The 20760-nt window shown below is 48.5% G+C and carries 22 protein-coding genes and 1 pseudogene; 12 read left to right on the forward strand and 11 right to left on the reverse strand.

All coding sequences use genetic code 11. The features are described 5' to 3' along the window. The first annotated feature begins 87 nt into the window (after positions 1-87). Genes oppB through OGV74_RS10165 form a run of 5 tightly spaced genes read left to right on the forward strand, consistent with a single transcriptional unit; the run spans position 88 to position 4839 of the window. Entirely contained in the window at positions 88-1008 is a 921-nt protein-coding gene (gene oppB, locus OGV74_RS10145) for an oligopeptide ABC transporter permease OppB (protein WP_003020708.1), read from the forward strand. 14 nt (positions 1009-1022) lie between these two features. Next, on the forward strand, positions 1023-1931 hold the full coding sequence (oppC, locus tag OGV74_RS10150; protein WP_003020701.1) for an oligopeptide ABC transporter permease OppC: 909 nt from the start codon (positions 1023-1025) through the stop codon (positions 1929-1931). A gap of 11 nt (positions 1932-1942) precedes the next feature. Continuing rightward, a complete protein-coding gene (gene oppD, locus OGV74_RS10155) occupies positions 1943-2956 on the forward strand; it encodes a murein tripeptide/oligopeptide ABC transporter ATP-binding protein OppD (protein WP_003833364.1) in 1014 nt (337 codons plus the stop codon). After that, entirely contained in the window at positions 2953-3957 is a 1005-nt protein-coding gene (gene oppF, locus OGV74_RS10160) for a murein tripeptide/oligopeptide ABC transporter ATP-binding protein OppF (protein ID WP_003020696.1), read from the forward strand. The genes oppD and oppF overlap by 4 nt, the downstream gene beginning before the upstream one ends. Positions 3958-4002: 45 nt before the next feature. Beyond that, entirely contained in the window at positions 4003-4839 is an 837-nt protein-coding gene (locus OGV74_RS10165) for an ion transporter (protein ID WP_003020693.1), read from the forward strand. Positions 4840-4876: 37 nt separating this feature from the next. Here the strand turns inward: OGV74_RS10165 and OGV74_RS10170 are convergent, their stop codons facing one another. Continuing rightward, complete coding sequence (locus tag OGV74_RS10170) at positions 4877-5206, reverse strand: HI1450 family dsDNA-mimic protein (protein WP_003020691.1); 330 nt, start codon at positions 5204-5206, stop codon at positions 4877-4879. 34 nt (positions 5207-5240) lie between these two features. After that, a complete protein-coding gene (gene cls / locus OGV74_RS10175; RefSeq protein WP_086504139.1) occupies positions 5241-6701 on the reverse strand; it encodes a cardiolipin synthase in 1461 nt (486 codons plus the stop codon). A 142-nt stretch (positions 6702-6843) separates the two neighbouring features. Between cls and OGV74_RS10180 the strand changes: the two genes are divergently transcribed. Both OGV74_RS10180 and OGV74_RS10185 read left to right on the forward strand, forming a co-directional pair. Then, on the forward strand, positions 6844-7017 hold the full coding sequence (locus tag OGV74_RS10180; RefSeq protein WP_003020684.1) for a YciY family protein: 174 nt from the start codon (positions 6844-6846) through the stop codon (positions 7015-7017). Positions 7018-7253: 236 nt separating this feature from the next. Beyond that, complete coding sequence (locus OGV74_RS10185; protein ID WP_008322523.1) at positions 7254-7868, forward strand: serine acetyltransferase; 615 nt, start codon at positions 7254-7256, stop codon at positions 7866-7868. A 307-nt stretch (positions 7869-8175) separates the two neighbouring features. Here the strand turns inward: OGV74_RS10185 and OGV74_RS10190 are convergent, their stop codons facing one another. After that, entirely contained in the window at positions 8176-10185 is a 2010-nt protein-coding gene (locus OGV74_RS10190; RefSeq protein WP_086504138.1) for an acyltransferase family protein, read from the reverse strand. A gap of 295 nt (positions 10186-10480) precedes the next feature. Continuing rightward, positions 10481-10777, reverse strand: coding sequence for a YciI family protein (locus OGV74_RS10195; RefSeq protein WP_003020675.1), 297 nt, complete (start codon positions 10775-10777; stop codon positions 10481-10483). 215 nt (positions 10778-10992) lie between these two features. Between OGV74_RS10195 and tonB the strand changes: the two genes are divergently transcribed. Then, positions 10993-11721, forward strand: a complete 729-nt coding sequence (gene tonB, locus OGV74_RS10200; RefSeq protein WP_168150127.1) for a TonB system transport protein TonB — start codon at positions 10993-10995, stop codon at positions 11719-11721. Between the two features lie 64 nt (positions 11722-11785). On the opposite strand, the gene yciA is transcribed toward tonB, so the two are convergent. The 4 genes and pseudogenes from yciA to OGV74_RS10220 form a co-directional block, all read right to left on the reverse strand. Further along, positions 11786-12187, reverse strand: a complete 402-nt coding sequence (gene yciA / locus OGV74_RS10205) for an acyl-CoA thioester hydrolase YciA (protein WP_003020670.1) — start codon at positions 12185-12187, stop codon at positions 11786-11788. Between the two features lie 165 nt (positions 12188-12352). Then, positions 12353-12892: a septation protein A gene (locus OGV74_RS10210; protein WP_003020667.1), complete on the reverse strand. Its 540-nt coding sequence runs from the start codon at positions 12890-12892 to the stop codon at positions 12353-12355. A 54-nt stretch (positions 12893-12946) separates the two neighbouring features. After that, entirely contained in the window at positions 12947-13690 is a 744-nt protein-coding gene (locus OGV74_RS10215) for a YciC family protein (RefSeq protein ID WP_003020663.1), read from the reverse strand. Positions 13691-13718: 28 nt separating this feature from the next. Then, positions 13719-13805, reverse strand: a pseudogene (locus tag OGV74_RS10220) (YkgJ family cysteine cluster protein); the annotation flags it as partial. A 290-nt stretch (positions 13806-14095) separates the two neighbouring features. Here OGV74_RS10220 and ompW point away from each other — a divergent pair. Together ompW and OGV74_RS10230 are read left to right on the forward strand one after the other, a co-directional pair. Then, positions 14096-14734: an outer membrane protein OmpW gene (gene ompW / locus OGV74_RS10225; protein WP_003833354.1), complete on the forward strand. Its 639-nt coding sequence runs from the start codon at positions 14096-14098 to the stop codon at positions 14732-14734. A gap of 568 nt (positions 14735-15302) precedes the next feature. Beyond that, a complete protein-coding gene (locus OGV74_RS10230) occupies positions 15303-16019 on the forward strand; it encodes a YebC/PmpR family DNA-binding transcriptional regulator (RefSeq protein ID WP_003020658.1) in 717 nt (238 codons plus the stop codon). Between the two features lie 72 nt (positions 16020-16091). Here OGV74_RS10230 and OGV74_RS10235 read toward each other — a convergent pair whose 3' ends face one another. Next, positions 16092-16529, reverse strand: coding sequence for a hypothetical protein (locus OGV74_RS10235; RefSeq protein ID WP_226794989.1), 438 nt, complete (start codon positions 16527-16529; stop codon positions 16092-16094). 260 nt (positions 16530-16789) lie between these two features. Between OGV74_RS10235 and OGV74_RS10240 the strand changes: the two genes are divergently transcribed. Beyond that, a complete protein-coding gene (locus OGV74_RS10240) occupies positions 16790-17065 on the forward strand; it encodes a hypothetical protein (protein ID WP_048232137.1) in 276 nt (91 codons plus the stop codon). A gap of 186 nt (positions 17066-17251) precedes the next feature. Further along, entirely contained in the window at positions 17252-18724 is a 1473-nt protein-coding gene (locus OGV74_RS10245; RefSeq protein ID WP_286520753.1) for a GGDEF domain-containing protein, read from the forward strand. A 32-nt stretch (positions 18725-18756) separates the two neighbouring features. On the opposite strand, the gene trpA is transcribed toward OGV74_RS10245, so the two are convergent. Together trpA and trpB are read right to left on the reverse strand one after the other, a co-directional pair. Further along, positions 18757-19563, reverse strand: a complete 807-nt coding sequence (trpA, locus tag OGV74_RS10250) for a tryptophan synthase subunit alpha (protein WP_003020647.1) — start codon at positions 19561-19563, stop codon at positions 18757-18759. Further along, positions 19563-20756 (reverse strand): tryptophan synthase subunit beta, encoded by a 1194-nt coding sequence (gene trpB / locus OGV74_RS10255; protein ID WP_086504136.1) that lies wholly within the window; start codon positions 20754-20756, stop codon positions 19563-19565. Before trpB ends, trpA begins: the two co-directional genes overlap by 1 nt. Between the last annotated feature and the right edge of the window lie 4 nt (positions 20757-20760).

The following is a 20760-nucleotide window of genomic DNA, read 5'->3' on the forward strand; positions in this document are numbered from 1 at the left end:
TGTCTTTTTTCTTCGAACTATTAATACAGCTTTACCTGAACGTCGGGGTTAAAGAGGTATAAAGGCACACGCCAGAAGGTACGGGCAATGTTAAAATTCATATTACGTCGCTGTCTGGAAGCGATTCCGACGCTGTTTATTCTTATTACGATTTCATTCTTTATGATGCGCCTTGCGCCCGGAAGCCCATTCACCGGGGAACGCGCGTTACCGCCAGAGGTGCTGGCGAATATTGAAGCGAAATATCATCTTAACGATCCTATCTCGACGCAGTATTTCAGCTATCTGAAACAGCTGGCGCATGGCGATTTTGGACCATCCTTTAAATATAAAGACTACACGGTTAACGACCTCGTTGCTTCGAGTTTTCCGGTTTCTGCGAAGCTGGGTGCGGCAGCCTTTATTCTGGCGGTACTCGTCGGCGTTAGCGCCGGGGTGATAGCCGCGCTGAAGCAAAATACACGTTGGGATTACACGGTGATGGGGGTGGCAATGACTGGGGTAGTTATCCCAAGTTTCGTGGTCGCTCCCTTATTGGTCATGATATTTGCCATAACCTTGAAATGGCTGCCCGGCGGGGGCTGGAACGGTGGGGCGTTGAAATTTATGATCCTGCCAATGGTGGCCTTGTCACTGGCCTACATCGCCAGTATCGCTCGTATTACTCGCGGTTCGATGATTGAAGTGCTGCACTCTAACTTTATTCGTACCGCGCGCGCCAAAGGGCTGCCGATGCGGCGGATTATTTTCCGCCATGCGTTAAAACCTGCGCTGTTGCCAGTGCTGTCCTATATGGGACCGGCATTTGTCGGCATTATCACTGGTTCGATGGTTATTGAAACCATCTATGGTTTACCTGGCATTGGTCAGTTGTTCGTCAACGGTGCGTTAAACCGCGACTATTCGCTGGTTCTGAGTCTGACCATACTGGTGGGTACTCTGACCATCGTGTTTAACGCGATTGTCGATGTGCTTTATGCCGTTATCGACCCGAAAATTCGTTACTGATACTGGAGCTCGCTATGATGTTAAGTAAGAAAAACAGCGAAGCGCTGGAGAATTTCAGTGAAAAGCTGGAGGTCGAAGGCCGCAGCCTGTGGCAGGACGCGCGTCGACGCTTTATGCATAACCGAGCTGCGGTAGCAAGCCTGGTGGTGCTGGTAATTATTGCGCTGTTCGTGACGCTCGCGCCGATGCTGTCGCAGTTTACCTACTTCGATACTGACTGGGGCATGATGTCCAGCGCGCCGGATACGGAATCAGGCCACTATTTCGGTACTGACTCGTCGGGACGCGACCTGTTGGTGCGCGTGGCGATTGGCGGGCGCATCTCGCTAATGGTCGGCATTGCGGCGGCGTTGGTCGCGGTGGTTGTCGGTACACTGTACGGTTCTCTGTCGGGCTACCTCGGCGGAAAAATCGACTCGGTGATGATGCGTCTGCTGGAAATTCTCAACTCCTTCCCGTTCATGTTCTTCGTGATCCTGCTGGTCACCTTCTTTGGGCAAAATATCCTGCTGATTTTTGTCGCTATCGGGATGGTCTCCTGGCTGGATATGGCGCGTATCGTGCGTGGACAAACGCTGAGCCTCAAGCGCAAAGAGTTTATTGAAGCGGCGCAAGTGGGCGGGGTGTCTACCGTGCGTATCGTTATCCGCCATATTGTGCCGAACGTGCTGGGTGTGGTGGTGGTATACGCTTCATTGCTGGTGCCGAGCATGATCCTGTTTGAATCCTTCCTGAGCTTTTTGGGATTAGGTACGCAGGAGCCGTTAAGTAGCTGGGGCGCTCTGCTCAGTGATGGTGCCAACTCAATGGAAGTCTCACCATGGCTGCTGCTGTTTCCGGCAGGTTTCCTGGTGGTCACTTTGTTCTGTTTTAACTTTATTGGCGATGGCTTGCGTGATGCCCTCGACCCGAAAGACCGTTAAGGAGTGCAGCCATGAGCGTAATTGAAACCTCAACCGCGCCGCTCGCGCAACAACAGGCTAACGCACTGCTGAACGTAAAAGATTTGCGTGTGACGTTCGCTACCCCCGACGGCGATGTAACTGCGGTCAACGATTTAAACTTTTCTCTGCGAGCTGGAGAAACGTTGGGTATTGTCGGAGAATCCGGCTCAGGTAAATCGCAAACGGCCTTTGCCCTGATGGGCCTGCTGGCGGCTAATGGTCGTATCGGGGGCTCCGCAACGTTCAACGGACGTGAAATTCTGAACTTACCGGAACGTGAACTGAACAAACTGCGTGCTGAGCAAATCTCGATGATTTTCCAGGACCCGATGACGTCTCTCAATCCGTATATGCGGGTCGGGGAGCAGTTGATGGAAGTTCTGATGCTGCATAAAGGCATGAGCAAAGCGGAAGCTTTTGAAGAGTCGGTCAGAATGCTGGATGCGGTGAAAATGCCGGAAGCGCGTAAGCGCATGAAAATGTATCCGCATGAATTCTCCGGTGGTATGCGTCAGCGCGTTATGATCGCTATGGCGTTGCTGTGCAGGCCCAAATTACTGATAGCCGATGAACCAACCACTGCGCTCGATGTGACGGTACAGGCGCAAATCATGACGCTGCTGAATGAACTGAAAAGCGAATTCAACACCGCGATTATCATGATTACCCACGATCTGGGGGTTGTTGCCGGTATTTGCGATAAAGTTCTGGTGATGTACGCCGGTCGTACGATGGAATACGGCAGTGCGCGGGATGTCTTTTATAAGCCCGTTCATCCGTATTCGATTGGTTTGCTGAATGCCGTACCTCGTCTGGATGCAGAAGGGGAAGAGATGCTCACGATCCCGGGCAACCCACCGAACCTGCTGCGTCTGCCAAAAGGCTGTCCATTCCAGCCGCGTTGCCCGCATGCGATGGAAATCTGTAGCAGTGCTCCGCCACTGGAGGAATTTAGTCCAGGCCGTTTGCGCGCCTGCTTTAAGCCGGTGGAGGAACTGGTATGAATGCGGTAACCGAACAACGTAAAGTGCTCCTTGAGATTGCTGACCTTAAAGTCCATTTCGATATTAAAGATGGCAAACAGTGGTTCTGGCAACCATCTAAAACCCTTAAGGCAGTTGATGGCGTAACCCTGCGACTGTATGAGGGCGAAACCCTGGGCGTGGTCGGTGAATCAGGCTGCGGGAAATCGACCTTTGCCCGTGCGATTATCGGCTTGGTGAAGGCCACCGATGGAAAGGTTGCCTGGCTGGGTAAAGATTTACTCGGCATGAAACCCGATGAGTGGCGGGAAGTACGCAGTGATATCCAGATGATTTTCCAGGATCCGCTGGCATCGTTAAACCCGCGCATGACCATTGGTGAAATCATTGCCGAACCGCTGCGTACTTATCATCCGAATCTTCCTGGTCAGGAAGTCCGCGATCGTGTGAAAGCGATGATGATGAAGGTAGGATTACTGCCCAACCTGATTAACCGCTACCCACATGAGTTTTCAGGTGGCCAGTGTCAGCGTATTGGTATTGCCCGCGCGCTGATCCTCGAACCGAAGTTGATTATCTGCGATGAACCCGTTTCGGCGCTGGACGTGTCAATCCAGGCCCAGGTGGTTAACCTGCTGCAACAACTTCAGCGAGAAATGGGATTATCGTTAATCTTCATTGCCCACGACCTCGCGGTGGTTAAACATATCTCCGACCGTGTGCTGGTTATGTATCTCGGACATGCGGTGGAATTAGGGACCTATGACGAGGTGTACCATAACCCGCTGCATCCTTATACCAAAGCGCTGATGTCTGCGGTGCCTATCCCCGATCCGGATCAGGAAAGGAACAAGGTTATCCAGTTGCTGGAAGGCGAGTTACCGTCCCCGATTAACCCTCCTTCCGGTTGCGTGTTCCGTACGCGCTGCCCGATTGCAGGGCCGGAATGCGCAAAAACGCGCCCGGTTCTCGAAGGAAGTTTCCGACACGCAGTTTCCTGCCTGAAAGTAGACCCGCTATAATTCCGAGGGCTGACAAAAGTCAGCCCTTTTTTTGGTGAGGTATCTGTGCCAGGTTTAGTCTCTTCTGTCCGCCGCGCGCTCTTTCGCAAATTATTCGATTTAAACACCCGTTCAGGGCGTCGCTTTGAAGGTATGTGCGCGCTATTCGCCTTGCTCAGCGTTATTGTTATCTTCATTGAGTCCGGAGTAGGGACGCAATACCATTTAACCTTTGAGGAGTGGCGCGTTTTTGTCTGGCTGGAGATCTTTATTACTCTGGTCTTTACTCTCGAATATCTTCTGCGCTTATGCTGTTGGGCCAATCCCGCCAAATATGTGTTTAGTTTCTGGGGGATAGTTGACCTTGCCACCATTCTGCCGCTGTATGTGATGTGGCTATGGCCGGAAATCAGTCTGAGTTATGTTTTCGCCTGGCGGGCGATGCGTGTCCTGCGCGTCCTGCGTATTCTCAAGCTGTTGCGCTTTATGCCTTCTCTACGGGTGTTCTGGAATGCGTTAAAAAGTGCCCGACATCAGCTGATGTTGTTCTATTCCTTTATCGCCATTCTGATGGTGGTTTTTGGTGCGATGATGTATCTGATTGAAGGGCCAAAATATGGATTTACTACGCTGAATGCGTCGGTGTATTGGGCGATTGTTACTGTAACCACCGTCGGCTATGGCGATATCACACCGCACACCCCGTTGGGGCGCATGGTAGCGTCCGTGCTTATCCTGATTGGTTACTCGGTGATTGCCATACCGACGGGATTGATTACCACGCACATGAGCAGTGCGTTCCAGCATCGCGGGCACCAACGAAAATGTCCCCAGTGTCAGCAGGCGCAGCACGAACATAGCGCGCAGTTTTGTAACCGTTGCGGAAGCAAACTACCGGGTTAAAAATAAAAAAAGCTGCGAGAGCAGCTTTTTTGTTTGATTATTCGCGCCAGAGAATATGGCAGAGCTTATGATCTTTTTCGCGACATAATAAAACGCGCGCAAAAATATCGTTAATCTCACCGTCTTCTGTATCTGCCAGACCAATCACCACTTCGGCGAAGAAATCAGGGTTCAGGTCAAAATCAACATGCTCCTGCCAGTCTTCTGCCGGATCGAATAACTCGGCACCGCCGCGTTCTTCAAACTGCAAATTGAACAGAATGATATCTGCTGGATCGAGGTTATCCGCAGCCAGTTCGAGAAAAATGTCGTAAGCCTGCTCAAGCGTTTCGTCTTCGGTCAGGCGATTGTTCAAATCCATATCCATAATGACTACCTGTTTACTGTCTGATGGGCACGTTTTACAGCAACGGACTAAAGAAGTAAAACAGTCGCTCTGCTATCCGCTGCCAGAGTGGTCGTTTTACCCACAAACGGGCATCAAGCAGGCGGGAACGCGAAATATAATCATCCTGCACGGCGGCGAGATCGCCGCCGAATCCAGCATCGTCAATGACCAGCGTGATTTCAAAATTGAGCCATAGACTGCGCATATCCAGGTTAACGGTACCGACCAGGCTCAGCTCGCCATCGACCAGTACGCTCTTGGTGTGCAGCAGGCCGCCTTCGAACTGATAAATTTTAACGCCAGCTGCCAGCAACTCAGTGAAAAAGGCCCGGCTTGCCCAGCCAACCAGCAGGGAATCATTCTTACGTGGAAGAATGATACTGACGTCGACCCCACGCTGCGCTGCTGTACAAATTGCATGCAGCAAATCGTCGCTGGGAACAAAGTAAGGCGTGGTCATAATTAAATATTCGCGCGCTGAATAAGCTGCGGTTAACAGCGCCTGATGAATCAAGTCTTCTGGGAAACCAGGACCCGAGGCAATTGTGTGAATGGTGTGCCCGCTGGCCTGCTCAAACGGCATGATATTGACGTCCGGCGGCGGGGGCAAAATGCGCTTTCCGGTCTCAATTTCCCAGTCGCAAGAATAGACGATGCCCATAGCGGTGGCTACCGGGCCTTCCATTCTTGCCATTAAATCAACCCATTGCCCAACGCCTGCATCTTGTTTGAAGAAGCGCGGATCGACCATGTTCATGCTGCCGGTATACGCAATGTAGTTGTCGATCATGATCATTTTGCGGTGCTGACGCAGATCCATACGGCGTAAAAATACACGCATCAGGTTCACCTTCAGCGCTTCTACAACCTCGATACCTGCGTTACGCATCATCGCCGCCCAAGGGCTGCGGAAGAACGCCACGCTGCCGGCGGAGTCCAGCATCAGGCGACAGTGAACGCCACGCCTCGCGGCAGCCATTAACGACTCGGCTACCTGATCGGCCATACCGCCTGGCTGCCATATGTAGAACACCATTTCGATGTTGTGGCGCGCCAGCTGAATATCGCGGATCAGCGCCTGCATCACGTCATCTGAACTGGTGAGCAGCTGCAGCTGATTACCCTTAACGCCGGCGATTCCTTGACGACGCTCGCACAGTTTAAATAAGGAGGAGGCGACGCTGCTGTTTTCCTGCGCAAAAATATGCTTACAGGCTTTAAGATCGTTCAGCCACTTGGCCGTTGACGGCCACATTGCCCGGGCGCGTTCGGCGCGGCGTTTACCCAGGTGGAGCTCACCGAAGGACAGATAAGCAATGATCCCTACCAATGGCAGAATATAGATGATCAAAAGCCAGGCCATTGCGGAGGGCACTGCGCGTCGTTTCATTAGAATGCGTAATGTTACGCCAGCAATGAGTACCCAGTAACCCAGAATGACCAGCCAACTCACCACGGTGTAGAAGGTTGTCATAAATTTAAAAATCCTTTTGAAAGCGTATTGTTAAGAGTTTACGCATCAGGATTAATCTGGCAAATAAAAACACGGGAAAACCGCTGGTCTGCATTCGGTGTGGCGTTATAATGGCCACTCAGTGACTGAAAGAGTAGTAAACATGAAGCGTAGTAGAACGGAAGTGGGACGCTGGCGGATGCTGCGTCAGGCTAGCCGCCGTAAAGCACGTTGGCTTGAAGGACAATCGCGTCGTAATATGCGTATCCACACTATCAGAAAGTGCATTCTCAACCATCAACGCAACTCGTTGCTGTTTGCGATCCACAGCATCTGATCCCAAAAGGGCACCGCTGGCGGTGCCCAATGTCTGTTTTCTCGTTCTGATTCTTAAATACTTGCCTGACTATCATGATCGCTTTTGGTCCAGGTAAGAGATAACCATTTTATTATTTATATTATTGTCATCTTTCAGGTACCGTATCTACTTGAAAAGAAAAATGCTGCTGACAAGAAAATATGTTTTATTTCAGTAAGAATTGATACATTTTAACGATTAAACAACGAGACAGTATGATGGCATTCGACAACATTAAAGCCGATACCCACCGTGAATTTGGTTATTTCTCATGGAGTAAACTAATAATTGGCACAGTAATTAGCAGAACATTCCGTATCATTGTGATGATGCGTATATGCCAATACTGTGCGGTTTCGCGCACACCGCTGCGTATCATGCTCTATCCATTTAAGATATTGCATCGGTGTGCTGCACATATGGGTTCAATGGATTTTCCATCGAGCACGCAGGTTGGTGCCGGGTTGGCTATCACTCATGGCTGGGGGATAGTGATATCGCCGAGTGCAAGAATTGGAAAAAACGTTACCTTATTTCATGGTGTAACCATCGGTCAGCGAGATACTATTCAGGGACAAGGAACCCGCATTACAGCTTACCCCATTATTGAAGATGAAGTTTGGATTGGTCCAAATGCTGTCATCGTCGGTGGGGTTATCATTGGGCAAGGGAGTAAAATTGCTGCTGGGGCGTTTGTTACCGAAAGTATCCCGCCTTTTTCTGTCGTTGTTGGTAATCCTGGTGTGATTGTTAAAACCGGGTGCATCCCGGACGTAATGAATAAAGCGCCTTTGTTGCAAGGAAGAACTGTTGAAAAAACGGCGGCGTAAATTTCTCGCTAATTATACTTTTCTTTTTATTATCAAAACGATAACTCTATTTTGGAGTGCGTGGTACATAATAATGTGGTCAGGTATTACCCGTTATCCTATTCTGTTAGTTTATTGTCTTTTGAGGAAAGTCATTATGTGTACAAATCTTTTTGACAACGCCCGTCGCTACACTGACGAGAAAAAGTAACAACCAAAGCCGCTATCTGGACTGACCCCATAAAGTTGGACAGTTCATGTTAAGCGGCTTTTTACTTGGGTGAATATTGGTATCCGAATGGATGTGACCCCATATTTTGGTCAAGCGTCAACGCTGCAGGGCGCTAGTCGCCTCGGTATGTTCTGCTTGTTTAAATGCGCGTTGAAACATGGGGAGCAAAAGAGTACTGCCAAATGCGCTCAGATGGTTACTGTCTGAGTAAAGTGGACGTCCAGCTGCATCTCCCCAACACCGCCCATCCTTGCAAAGATAGGGTAACGGATTGAGAATATTGACGCCGCAGCGTAGGGCAGCCTCATCCTGTGCTGCCCAAATGGCTGTTTGTCGATGGTAATATTCATCGAGCGAAATAGATACTTTATTGTCTGACTTCCCAAACATCAGTGCCCTGGCCATTGTATTAGGCACATCGATTGCCATTTCAGGAATAGGGCGGACCAGAAATACCCTCTGACTATTCTCTATGGAACACAGAGTTTTTACGAGTTGCTGGCTAAACTGTTGTGTTAAATTCTGATTGGGGTGTTCGATCGGCGTATCAAAAAATCCCATAGGAATATTAAAAAAATCGTCCTTTTCATTTTGTCCCAGGATAGCGAGGCTGCTTCTGTTAGCGATAAAGACGAGTTTATTTTTATATTCATTATTTAGTAAATTAATAGCTCGATCATTAAATAGTTTACAGTCATTATTAATATCCTCTCTTCGTTTCATGCCTAACACGGTCGGACAGCTCGCATAGGTCATCTCAATAACCTCACCGGGAGCAGCCTCTGCGACAGCTGAAACCAGCATGCTTGCATGGCTGTCTCCCAGGACAATGGCTGTTAACTCTCCCTTGCCATACCTGCACATCGGAGACTCGCTTCCTTTACCCGGCGCGAGCAGGCATTTTTCAAATCGGGATGCGTAATCAAGTTTCGGGATCATCGCTAATTCAATTGCCGGGTTAATTCTGCCGTCGACTTGCTGATAACGAGCCCCTGCAGCCATTCCACCAGTGCTCAAAATCAACAGTAATAATACCCAGCTCTGTTTGCGTGCAGGGGTTATTGCAAGCTGTTTGCGTGTCGGAATCTCCACGAGCAATAAAGAGATCTTTCCCAAAAGCACACTCATTACGATGCCAGTAGCAATCCACCAGGCGTCGTGCTGTTTGTCGGCATAACTGAGCAGTACCGCCAGCGGCCAGTGCCACAAATAAATTGAGTAAGAACTGGCACCTATCTGTCGAAAAATTGCCGTAGAGGTAAAAAAAGACTGCTGGCGATTAGCCGCAAGAACCAGCATGGTCCCCAGCACAGGAACCACGGCATAACTTCCCGGCCATGGTCGTGTCGCATCCAGGAATGTGACTGACAGGGCAATTAAAATAAAACCCATCAACTCTAGTATTCGGGCTGGGCGCTGCGACATAGAATGCTGACGAGTTATCCACCATACAGCTCCTCCAGCTAATAATTCCCAAATGCGGGTGGGGAGTAAATAAAATGCACTACCTGGGAGTCGAGGGCTCACGTAAATTGATAGTGCTAATGACAGTACGCCTGCGGCGATAAGTGCAAACTTAACACCCTGCTTGCCAAACCAGCGCCAGAGTAAAATGCAGCCAACAGGCAGCAAAATGTAAAATTGCCACTCCACTGAAAGAGACCATGAGTGCAGCAACCAATTTTCTCTGGAAGTGATATCGAAATAACCCGCTTCGCGCCAAAATTTTAGATTGGAAACGAAAGTAAGCGCTGTTATGGCATTGATTGCCAGCACATGATAATCAGCGGTAGGCAACCAAAACCAACCTAAGAAAAGTAATGTGCTACATAATGCAATTAAGGCAGGAATAATTCGTCTGGCACGTGCCAGATAGAAACCCCATAATGAAAAATTACCACGTTCAAGGCCGTTTACGATGATGGCGGTCATCAGGAAACCTGATATAACAAAAAAAACATCAACACCGATAAAACCACCGCTAAATCCGGGTACGCCAAAGTGATAAAATACGACCGCTAATACAGCCCATGCTCGCAGGCCATTGATATCATGGCGGAATGATTTAGGAGTGGGAGAGGCGGGACGGAACGAATCAAAAGCCATAATTGACTAAAATCCCGTATATCGTGACAACACAGCCTGTCTGCATTGTGACAAATTAATCTCGACAGGTAATAAAATACACTGGGGTTGAGTAAGAAACAATCAATGAAACGCTAATATACGGTCGTTGCTACCTTTTAAAAGGGTACTTATCATTGCTTTGATATGCTGAATTAATGCAAAGAGACGAGAAGTGAGGGCGTTTAGACTAATGTGCACCTAAATGCGCCCTCACTGGCTATGTATTTTGCTTACTGCTCAGTATTTTTATAAATGAAAATGGCTTTTTGTTTTGTCAAAATACTTTTTTGTAAGGTTTTACTGAAACCTGAGCATAAACGCCCGCTGCAACATACGGATCGGCTTCCGCCCACGCCTGTGCCGCCTCCAAAGATTCAAATTCGGCAATCACCGTCGAGCCGGTAAAACCCGCCGCACCGGGATCGTTACTATCGACCGCTGGCATGGGGCCCGCCGTGAGCAAACGACCTTCGTCATGAAGGAGTTGCAGGCGAGCCAGATGAGCAGGGCGCACGGAAAGACGTTTTTCGAGAGAGTCTGCGATATCTTGGGCGTAAATAACATACAGCACGGGTAGAACTCCTTGAACGGTAAAAGTCGTTAATAACGTTATTGGAAAGGCCTAACAACTGCAACGGAAAGATAACTGATATGTTAAGGCCATACTCTGAAAGTGGTTTTTTATCATAAAATCGCGTTCTAAATGTCAGTTACCGCCACGGGCTTATTGAATATGATTGCTATTTGCATTTAAAATCAGGGCCTGGTTTTTTTACTGAAACGATTATGACTTCAATGACCCTTGATTTACCTCGTCGCTTTCCCTGGCCAACGTTACTGTCTGTCGGCATTCATGGTGCCGTAGTGGCTGGTTTGCTGTATACCTCGGTACATCAGGTTATTGAACTGCCTGCGCCAGCGCAGCCGATCTCTGTCACGATGGTCGCGCCTGCCGATCTCGAACCACCTCAGGCCGTTCAGCCGCCGCCGGAACCCGTTGTCGAGCCTGAACCGGAACCAGAGCCGATTCCAGAGCCACCAAAAGAGGCACCGGTGGTGATTGAAAAACCGAAGCCTAAGCCTAAACCGAAGCCAAAACCGGTGAAAAAGGTGGAAGAGCAGCCGAAACGCGATGTTAAACCAGCAGAACCGCGCCCGGCCTCCCCGCTGGAAAATACGGCACCTACGCGAACAATGACCAATACCGCGCCGGCAACTACCAGCAAACCGGTAGTCAGTGCGCCATCGGGTCCACGTGCTTTAAGCCGTAATCAGCCTCAGTATCCGGCGCGAGCTCAGGCGCTGCGCATTGAAGGGCGGGTAAAGGTCAAATTTAACGTAACGCCGGATGGTCGGGTTGAAAATGTGGAGATCCTGTCTGCGCAGCCTGCCAATATGTTTGAGCGTGAAGTGAAAAACGCGATGCGTAGATGGCGTTATGAAGCAGGTAAACCCGGTTCCGGACTTGTGGTGAATATTGTTTTCAAATTAAACGGTACAACGCAGATCGAGTAAGTATCTGGCCGTCCGGCAATGATCAAGAGTGATGATTGCCGGATAGCATTACTGGCGTGTGCTATCAGGCCAACGTGGGGATTGGACGCGGTTTCCCGTCTTTATCAACGGCAACGTAGATAAACAGAGCTTCGGTGGCCTTATAACGCTGACCAATAGGTTCAGAAGCGACTTTCTTCACCCAAACTTCAATATTGATGCTGATTGAGGTTGTCCCGCGTTTCACACAGCGAGCATAGCAGCACACTACATCACCTACGGCGACCGGGCGCAAAAAGCTCATTCCTTCAACCCGCACAGTTACCACACGACCATGTGCGATCTCTTTGGCCTGAATCGCGCCACCTATATCCATTTGTGACATCAGCCAGCCGCCAAAAATATCACCGTTCGCGTTGGTATCGGCAGGCATGGCCAGAGTGCGTAAAACCAGTTCACCCTGGGGAGTGTTATTCGTTGTTGTCATTGTAGAACCGACTATAGAGAAAGATTACAGGCGCGATGCTACTAGAATTTGTGCGTCGAGAACAGAGGGGATGCGGCATGCAGAGCAGATGTAAGTCAGGTTGTCAGCTCTATGGAACGCGAGGGGATAAAAATTCGCCAGATCCGCAGATCTGGCGAGCATGTATTACGATTTATCTTCTTGCGGCAGATGACGGTAAATATAGACCCCACTCAGCAGCGTAAAGAATAAAGTCAGGGCGGTCAGGCCGAACACTTTGAAGTTGACCCAAATGTTCTGCGGTAGCCAAAATGCAATATAGATATTCGCCAGACCACACAGGATGAAAAAGACTGCCCAGGCTAAATTTAGTTTCGACCACACTGGCTGCGGCAGGGTCAGTTCTTTACCTAACATGCGCTGGATCAGCGGCTTTTTCATCACCCACTGGCTTACCAGCAATGCACCAGCAAACAGCCCGTAAATCACCGTTACTTTCCACTTAATGAATTCATCGTTGTGGAAAAAAATAGTCAGGCCACCAAATACGGCCACCAGGACAAAGGTGATTAACGCCATCTTCTCGACCTTGCGATAGCGAACCCAGCTGTAAATCAACACTACAGCCGTCGCGACAATCAGCGCCGAGGTCGCCGCATAGATGTCGTAAAGCTTATAAAAAGCAAAAAAGACAACTAGCGGTAAAAAATCAAGAAACTGCTTCATTCTTCGATTCCGTCATCAAAAGCTCCGGGTACAAGCCCGGAATGCGTTCAGGGTTTATTGGCGAATCAGCATGTACAGGCGGAACAAATAGATCAGCAACACCGCGGAGATCATATTGCTCAGCGTATTCGCCAATACCGCGCCTACATTCGGCGTAAGTACTGCAAAACTTGGCGCAAAAAGCAACAGCAGCGTTTTTGCCAGCAACCAACCGATTACTGCCGGCGCAACCAGTCGCATATTCGACCACGCCAGACGCATACTGTTGCGCATCGCGGCAAAGACACCCATTTTGTCCTGTACCAACATCACAGGTGCGAGTGCCAGCAGGATGGCCAGCAGAATACCGGGAACAACAACCAGCATAATACCGATTTGCACCAGCAGAGTAGTCAAAAAAATCAGAATAAACAGCTTTGGCAACACTGGCGCACTGGCGCCGATGGCACGTAATGCGCTGACCCGATGACCTGCTGAAATCAGCTGAATCATCAGGATGACACCACCGGCGAGGATGGCATTACCAATCAGACCGGAAAACGTAGACGCCGCGGAAGCGCGTAGCAAAATTTGCTGTTGCTCCGGGGTCATGTTTTGCACCAGATCGAACAACCCCACGCTGCTGGTTAACTGATCGCCTTCACTGAGTTGCGCAATTTGTGCGTCAGTGGGGGAAAAGGCATGCCCTAACACCACTGTGATAAACGCGCACAACAACGATACCAGCAAGATGGTAATGAATTGATTACGGAAAAAGTTTCCCGTGTCACGGTAAACGGATTTCGCCGTGATAGACATGCACTCTCCTTGAGTTTTGCAGGTGTTCATTTGCGGGCAATTGTACCCTGGATAACTCTACAGTGGCAGCATCGCGCGATGTATGGAAAAGCATATCTTTGTAAAGCTGCGGTAATTTTTGGCTATGACTTCAGCGTCGTGCATGAACGCTGTTTGTTATCTGCGCATCGCGTGCGGATAACCATCACCCATCACCCATCAGCAATGAGCTGGAGGTACTTGCACATTGAAAATATATCAAAATTGATCTGAATTAATTTAACCAGGATTTTGAATGCAAGTTCTAGCTTAATCTGGATCAATAAATGTTAAATTATCAAAGTCAATGTGATCCATGTTAGATCATTTATTACTCCAAAGTAGGTATATTCATTCCGCTTTTATAACCATAACGATGGAGCGGACATGAAAAAATTAACAGTTGCAGCATTGGCTTTAACAACTCTTCTCTCTGGTAACGCATTTGCGCATGAAGCTGGAGAGTTCTTTATTCGTGCAGGTTCTGCCACCGTCAGACCGACGGAAGGTGCAGGTGGTACGCTGGGCAGCTTGGGTGGCTTTGATGTCAGCAATAACACGCAGTTGGGTCTGACATTTACCTACATGGCAACCGACAATATCGGTGTTGAATTACTGGCGGCTACGCCGTTCCGCCATAAAATTGGCACTGCAGCAACGGGTGATATTGCCACCGTACATCATTTGCCGCCGACGTTAATGGCACAGTGGTACTTCGGTGACTCCAGCAGTAAACTGCGTCCGTACGTAGGTGTTGGTGTGAACTACACGACCTTCTTCGATGAAGGCTTTAACGATAACGGTAAAGAAACAGGATTATCGGACCTGAGTCTGAAAGATTCCTGGGGTGCAGCAGGGCAAGTCGGTATGGACTATCTGATTAACCGCGACTGGCTGATTAACATGTCGGTCTGGTACATGGATATCGACACCACCGCAAGCTATAAAATGGGTGGCGTCCAGCAGCGCGACAGTGTACGCCTCGATCCGTGGGTGTTTATGTTCTCTGCGGGTTATCGTTTTTAAGTTCTTCTGCAAAACTCCTCTGCAAAACTGGTCATCAAATGACCAGTTTTTTCCATTCTTTTCCACGCGTATCGTTATTTTGACCAGCCGTAGTCAACTGAGTCACGTGTGCTTCTGAATACATCAGTCAGAGATGCTGGTTGTACCGCTCCACCCATTTAGCATTTCCCTTTGTTGGAGTGGTGGAGTAAATATAGGCTAAGTATCTTGTCCCGGTACTAAACGAACACACTATCAAATAAGGCGCAGTGCAAGATGACTTGTAGCGCTCTCTTTAAGCAGTACCGCGGTAACTTTAATATCCAGTGTGTTTATCTGGAATATCGCTTTTGTTTCTATTCTCTTATGCATTATTACTGCGGCTCATTTATTACGTACAAAAAAGAACCTGCAGATAATCAGGGGATAACTTATCCAAAATGTTAACTATTGATAAAATTAAAGTAACATATCGTAAAATTTGGATATTTTATTTTTCATGGACTAAGGTTTATACATCATGATATAATGTGATGGCAGATTATTTACCATTCAATAATGTAAATGAATTTTCGAGGAGATCATTCCAGTGGGACGTAAGTGGGCAAATATTGTTGCTAAAAAAACAGCTAAAGACGGTGCAACGTCTAATGTATATGCAAAATTCGGTGTAGAAATTTATGCTGCTGCTAAACAAGGCGAACCAGACCCAGAATTAAATACATCTTTAAAATTCGTTATTGAACGTGCGAAACAAGCTCAGGTTCCAAAACACGTTATTGATAAAGCCATTGATAAAGCCAAAGGCGGCAGCGATGAAACGTTCGTGCAAGGGCGTTATGAAGGCTTTGGTCCCAGTGGCTCACTGATTATCGCTGAAACATTGACTTCAAACGTTAACCGTACGATTGCTAATGTCCGCTCAATTTTTAATAAAAAAGGCGGGAATATCGGAGCGGCGGGTTCTGTCAGCTATATGTTTGACAATACCGGAGTAATTGTATTTGAAGGGACAGACCCTGACCATATTTTTGAAATTCTGCTTAATGCTGAAGTAGATGTTCGTGATGTAACCGAGGAAGAAGGAAACATCGTTATTTATACTGAATCTACAGATCTTCATAAAGGCATTGCAGCTCTAAAAGCAGCAGGAATTACTGAGTTCTCAACTACAGAATTAGAGATGATTGCTCAATCAGAAATTGAACTTTCACCAGAAGATTTAGAAGTCTTTGCAGGGCTTGTTGATGCTCTTGAAGATGACGATGATGTTCAAAAAGTATATCATAACGTTGCAAATCTCTAATGATAGATTAAAGAAATCTGTCATTATGGCAGATTTTTTTAACTCATAAAGTTGTAATGAGTGCACTATTTATTACAAACTCGGATATTTTCCATCATCATCAACTAAAAATATCTGAGATAGGTACCAGGTATCATTCTCTTTGGACAATTGATATTCATAAATAGGTGAATAATACTGCCTCGATAATCTGGTCGTCACGGTCGCTACTTTTTCAGAAATCTGAACCGATATGATGTTCTCTTGCTCAGGATCATGACTAGACTCAGAACCAAAAGCTATAGGCTCGCCCTGAAAACCAGGTTTTGTATATTTATTCAAAAGCTCATTCCAACCCTTCTGGGCCAGGAGCATAACTTCTTGCTTTCCGTAGTTCTGATTTCTCTGAAATGACTGGTCATTCCAATATTTATAATCCCTCTGGAAAGCGGTGATTACCTGTTCCGGAGTATTTGCCAGTATGTCCCCAGCGCTTAAAAATCCAACGCTTAACATAACTAATTTAATCAACAGATGTCTCAACAAGTTCACCCATATTTGGCATGCTTTACTTCAGTGTCTCGCAAGGGACTTTTTGAAGTCAACTTCATTAATGGTTGCACAACCAAAACGACTGAACTGTATAGATTCCGGGCATACCTGCCCGTGGTTAGCAGCCAGGAAAAATTCCCCTCGTTCTTCATTTAAAAAATTCTGGGGAAAACATCCTGCCTTTCTCCCCTTTGATGTAGTGCTACTCTTTAAGCAAACCAACTTTGAGGGTATTGCTGATGATGTTGACCCGCCATCTGCTACAGCAAAAAATCACACTTCTGGAACCGTTCTACGAGGATCAAACGGCAGCGTTTGCCGTGAGTGTTGCACGTGAATTATTGCTTTACATGGATAAAATTGAGGCGCTGGAGAAACTTATTGCGACTCCGGTTACACTACCTTATTGCAGCGCAAGTCCGGTTTGTGAGATTGAGGCGGGCTATGCCGCAGGCGTAAACGACTGCCGCGAGGCCATCCGGCGGGCAGGGTATCCTATCGAAGGTGATGATTAGTTTGCGTTTATGTTAACAAATATGCGCTTTTATTGTATAAATCTGTAACCTAAGCGCGCGATTGCGGGCTACATCAACGTACCTGCTTCGGAGTGGCAAACATTCTCAATCAACGTACAACGCTGTTATGCAACAACATAAACGGGTAACCGATTTGGCAATACTGTTAACTATCAGGGTGGACTCGTGAAGATTGTGCAGGATAAGCTCAGAAACAGGCAGGCTCTGCTGGTATCCGGGCTCATTACGTTGATTTTTACCTCGTTGTTTCTGTTTATCATTTATGAACAGCGTATGGCGGCCGCCAGTGAAGGCGTTAGCCGCCTGCAAGCTCACATGTTGGACATTTTTAACGATAATGAACTGATTGCCGATGCGATTGGCGAGCGTTATTACCACATCAAAACCGGCGAACAGTGTGGTGTTATGGCGCAGTTTGTTCCGCGAAACAAAGATGAATGGGGAATTAACGCCGACCCAAAGCGGGTTCATTCTGCAACGGGGACGATTATTGCCCAGCAACCCAGCCATAATGCGCTGTGTATGTATACTGCGGCGGAGTTCATTCGCGGAATGGTTAATGAGCTAAATCCAGGCAGCTTCGATGCGCACCGTTACATTATCGCCAGCAATGCAGATTATTTTTATTGGTTTATGGCTTCTGACTCGCGCAATTTCAGTTTTTCTGACTCCGAAATGGCGATGGATATAACGCATTTTTTCTATCCGCCCACCGATTTCTATACCCGGTTGTTGCAAAAAAACGTCAAAAATAAAGCTCTCAGTTCAACAAACTTCTATACCGATAAAATTACCGGTGAAAAAGCCTACAGCGTAGTGAGCTATATCTACGATCTGTCGGGTAAGGAGATATCAGACCAAATCGTTGCCTATCTGGTCTATGATCATTCGAAGCCTGAGCTGCGGGAAGCGTTAGCCGAGGCGTTTGATAATCAAATCCTTCCCGGATTGAACGTGGAGTTAGTGAATCTGACCAACAAAGAGAGCCTCTGCTTATCCGGCAAATGTGCGGGGCAATCCAGCTATTTGGTGCGCAATTTTTCGGAGAAATATGCGCTGCACTATTCGCTTTCATTAGGCCGTTTTATGGCGCGCGATACACATGCCGGGATTGTTATCCTGCTGGCGCCGTTCTTTTTCATCATCATTAGCTTCTCGTTAAAGTCATGGCTAAACGAAAGCGACCTCAAGGTTTATATCGATACTCTGACCGGCTGTTTTAACCGCCGAATACTCGACATTATCAAGCGTCGGGATTTATCACACTGTTCGGTGGTGCTACTGGACTGCAATAAATTTAAGGCCGTCAATGATACCTGGGGCCACGCGGCAGGCGATCGCGCGTTGCAAATTATCGCCAACAGGATGCTGTCAAACACCCGCACCAGCCACGATATTGTGATTCGTACCGGCGGGGATGAATTTATGATCCTGCTGTTTCGATCGCAGGCAACTGACGCCATAGCAATCGCGCAACGTATTAGCGGGCAGGTGACCAGTCATGTGTTTGTGGTGGATGGGCATACCGTGCCATTGTCAGTATCGTGGGGAATTGCAGAGGTGAACGGTGAACTGGATGTGGCCATTCAGAATGCGGATAGCGCTATGTATAGAATGAAGCACACGAAAGAAGGGTGAAACCGCCAGACGTCTCTGGCGGTTGATTTAACTTACTGGTGGGTGGCGGCTTTCATCGTGCTGACAAACGCTTTCAGCTCAGCCAGCATCTGTTCCGGTGCCGCAACATTTTTCTCAATGATTTTCACAATTGCCGAGCCGGAAATTGCACCGGCAGCACCGGCTTCAATAGCTCCGGCTACCTGTTCAGGCGCAGAGATACCGAAGCCCTGTAAAGAAGGCGGAGCATCATATTGTTTCAGCTTTTCAACCAAATGATGCAGCGGTAATGCCGCACGATTTTCGGCACCGGTCACGCCTGCACGTGAAAGCAGATAAGTGTAGCCGCGACCGTAAGAGGCAATCTGGCGTAGCAGTTCTTCATCAGCGTTCGGCGGGCAGATGAAAATCGGTGCGATGTTGTGACGCAGTGCAGCAGTTCTGAATGGCGCAGACTCCTCAACAGGGACATCGGCTACCAACACAGAATCCACACCCACTTTTTCGCACTGGGCGTAAAACTCGTCAATGCCCTTGCTGAAGACCAGGTTGGCATACATCAGCAACCCAATGGGAATCGTCGGATGCTTCTGGCGAATCAGCGCCAGCATTTCAAAGCATTGCGATGGTGTGACGCCGGCGGCAAACGCACGCAGGGTGGCTTCCTGAATGGTTGGGCCATCGGCCAGCGGATCGGAGAACGGAATGCCGAGCTCAAGCGCGTCGGCACCGGCTTCAATCAGCGTATCAATGATTTTCAGTGACTGTTCAACAGACGGATCGCCCAGGGTTACGAAGGGGACAAAAGCACCTTCTTTGCGGTCCTTCAGCTGTGCAAACAGGTTTTCGTAACGTTCCATCAGATTTCCCCTCGCGCTTTCAGAATATCGTGTACGGTGAAAATGTCTTTGTCGCCGCGACCGGAGAGATTAACCACCAGTAACTGCTCTTTTTCCGGATTTTCACGCATCATTTTCAACGCGTGCGCCAGGGCATGGGAGGACTCCAGTGCCGGAATAATCCCCTCGTGCAGACACAGCGTTTTGAAGGCTTCCAGTGCTTCATCATCGGTTATTGAAACATAATCGGCGCGACCAATGCTGTTCAGGTACGCATGCTGTGGCCCGACCGACGGGAAATCGAGCCCGGCGGAAACAGAGTAAGACTCTTCAATCTGTCCTTCTTCGGTCTGCATCATCGGGGACTTCATGCCGAAGTAAATCCCGACACGACCATGTTTCAACGGCGCGCCGTGTTCTCCAGACTCAATCCCGTGACCGCCTGGCTCTACGCCAATCAAACCGACGCTGGTTTCATTAATAAAATCGGCGAACATACCGATGGCGTTAGAACCGCCACCCACGCAGGCGATAACGGCGTCCGGCAGACGACCTTCTTTTTCCAGAATCTGCGCCTTGGTTTCTTCACCGATCATCCGCTGGAACTCACGCACAATAGTCGGGAAGGGGTGCGGACCTGCCGCTGTACCGAGCATATAGTGCGCAGAATCGTAGCTGCCAGACCAGTCGCGCAGCGCTTCGTTACAAGCATCTTTCAGCGTTGCGGAACCGCTGTGAACGGGGATAACTTCTGCACCCATCAAACGCATACGGAAAACGTTCGGCGACTGACGTTCAACATCTTTCGCGCCCATGTAAATACGGCATTTCAACCCCAGCAGTGCGCTGGCGAGAGCAGATGCAACACCGTGCTGCCCCGCGCCTGTTTCGGCGATAATTTCCGTTTTACCCATGCGCTTCGCCAGCAACGCCTGGCCCAGCACCTGGTTGGTTTTGTGCGCGCCGCCGTGCAGTAAATCTTCACGCTTGAGATACAGCGTCGTGTTGGTGCCTTGAGTAATGTTCTGGCACTTGGTCAGTGCGGTTGGGCGACCCGCATAGTTTTTCAGCAGGTCTGTAAACTGCGCCTGAAATTCAGGATCTTTTTGCGCGCTGACAAAAGCTTCTTCCAGCTGGCGCAGGGCAGGCATCAGAATCTGTGGCACATACATACCGCCAAATTCACCAAAATACGGATTGAGTAATGTTGTCATGTCC

Origin of the sequence: Citrobacter sp. Cf116, from assembly GCF_030336505.1 — a bacterium.
GTDB classification, from domain to species: Bacteria; Pseudomonadota; Gammaproteobacteria; order Enterobacterales; family Enterobacteriaceae; genus Citrobacter; species Citrobacter freundii.

Excerpts from the sequence above, each read along its gene's own strand:
- ompW (WP_003833354.1), top strand. The coding sequence starts at position 14,096 with ATGAAAAAATTAACAGTTGCAGCATTGGCTTTAACAACTCTTCTCTCT.
- oppF (WP_003020696.1), top strand. The coding sequence starts at position 2,953 with ATGAATGCGGTAACCGAACAACGTAAAGTGCTCCTTGAGATTGCTGAC.
- OGV74_RS10180 (WP_003020684.1), top strand. The coding sequence starts at position 6,844 with ATGAAGCGTAGTAGAACGGAAGTGGGACGCTGGCGGATGCTGCGTCAG.
- yciA (WP_003020670.1), bottom strand. The coding sequence starts at position 12,187 with ATGACAACAACGAATAACACTCCCCAGGGTGAACTGGTTTTACGCACT.
- OGV74_RS10185 (WP_008322523.1), top strand. The coding sequence starts at position 7,254 with ATGATGGCATTCGACAACATTAAAGCCGATACCCACCGTGAATTTGGT.
- OGV74_RS10215 (WP_003020663.1), bottom strand. The coding sequence starts at position 13,690 with ATGTCTATCACGGCGAAATCCGTTTACCGTGACACGGGAAACTTTTTC.
- trpA (WP_003020647.1), bottom strand. The coding sequence starts at position 19,563 with ATGGAACGTTACGAAAACCTGTTTGCACAGCTGAAGGACCGCAAAGAA.
- oppD (WP_003833364.1), top strand. The coding sequence starts at position 1,943 with ATGAGCGTAATTGAAACCTCAACCGCGCCGCTCGCGCAACAACAGGCT.
- OGV74_RS10170 (WP_003020691.1), bottom strand. The coding sequence starts at position 5,206 with ATGGATATGGATTTGAACAATCGCCTGACCGAAGACGAAACGCTTGAG.
- oppB (WP_003020708.1), top strand. The coding sequence starts at position 88 with ATGTTAAAATTCATATTACGTCGCTGTCTGGAAGCGATTCCGACGCTG.
- oppC (WP_003020701.1), top strand. The coding sequence starts at position 1,023 with ATGATGTTAAGTAAGAAAAACAGCGAAGCGCTGGAGAATTTCAGTGAA.
- OGV74_RS10190 (WP_086504138.1), bottom strand. The coding sequence starts at position 10,185 with ATGGCTTTTGATTCGTTCCGTCCCGCCTCTCCCACTCCTAAATCATTC.
- tonB (WP_168150127.1), top strand. The coding sequence starts at position 10,993 with ATGACTTCAATGACCCTTGATTTACCTCGTCGCTTTCCCTGGCCAACG.
- cls (WP_086504139.1), bottom strand. The coding sequence starts at position 6,701 with ATGACAACCTTCTACACCGTGGTGAGTTGGCTGGTCATTCTGGGTTAC.
- trpB (WP_086504136.1), bottom strand. The coding sequence starts at position 20,756 with ATGACAACATTACTCAATCCGTATTTTGGTGAATTTGGCGGTATGTAT.
- OGV74_RS10240 (WP_048232137.1), top strand. The coding sequence starts at position 16,790 with ATGATGTTGACCCGCCATCTGCTACAGCAAAAAATCACACTTCTGGAA.
- OGV74_RS10210 (WP_003020667.1), bottom strand. The coding sequence starts at position 12,892 with ATGAAGCAGTTTCTTGATTTTTTACCGCTAGTTGTCTTTTTTGCTTTT.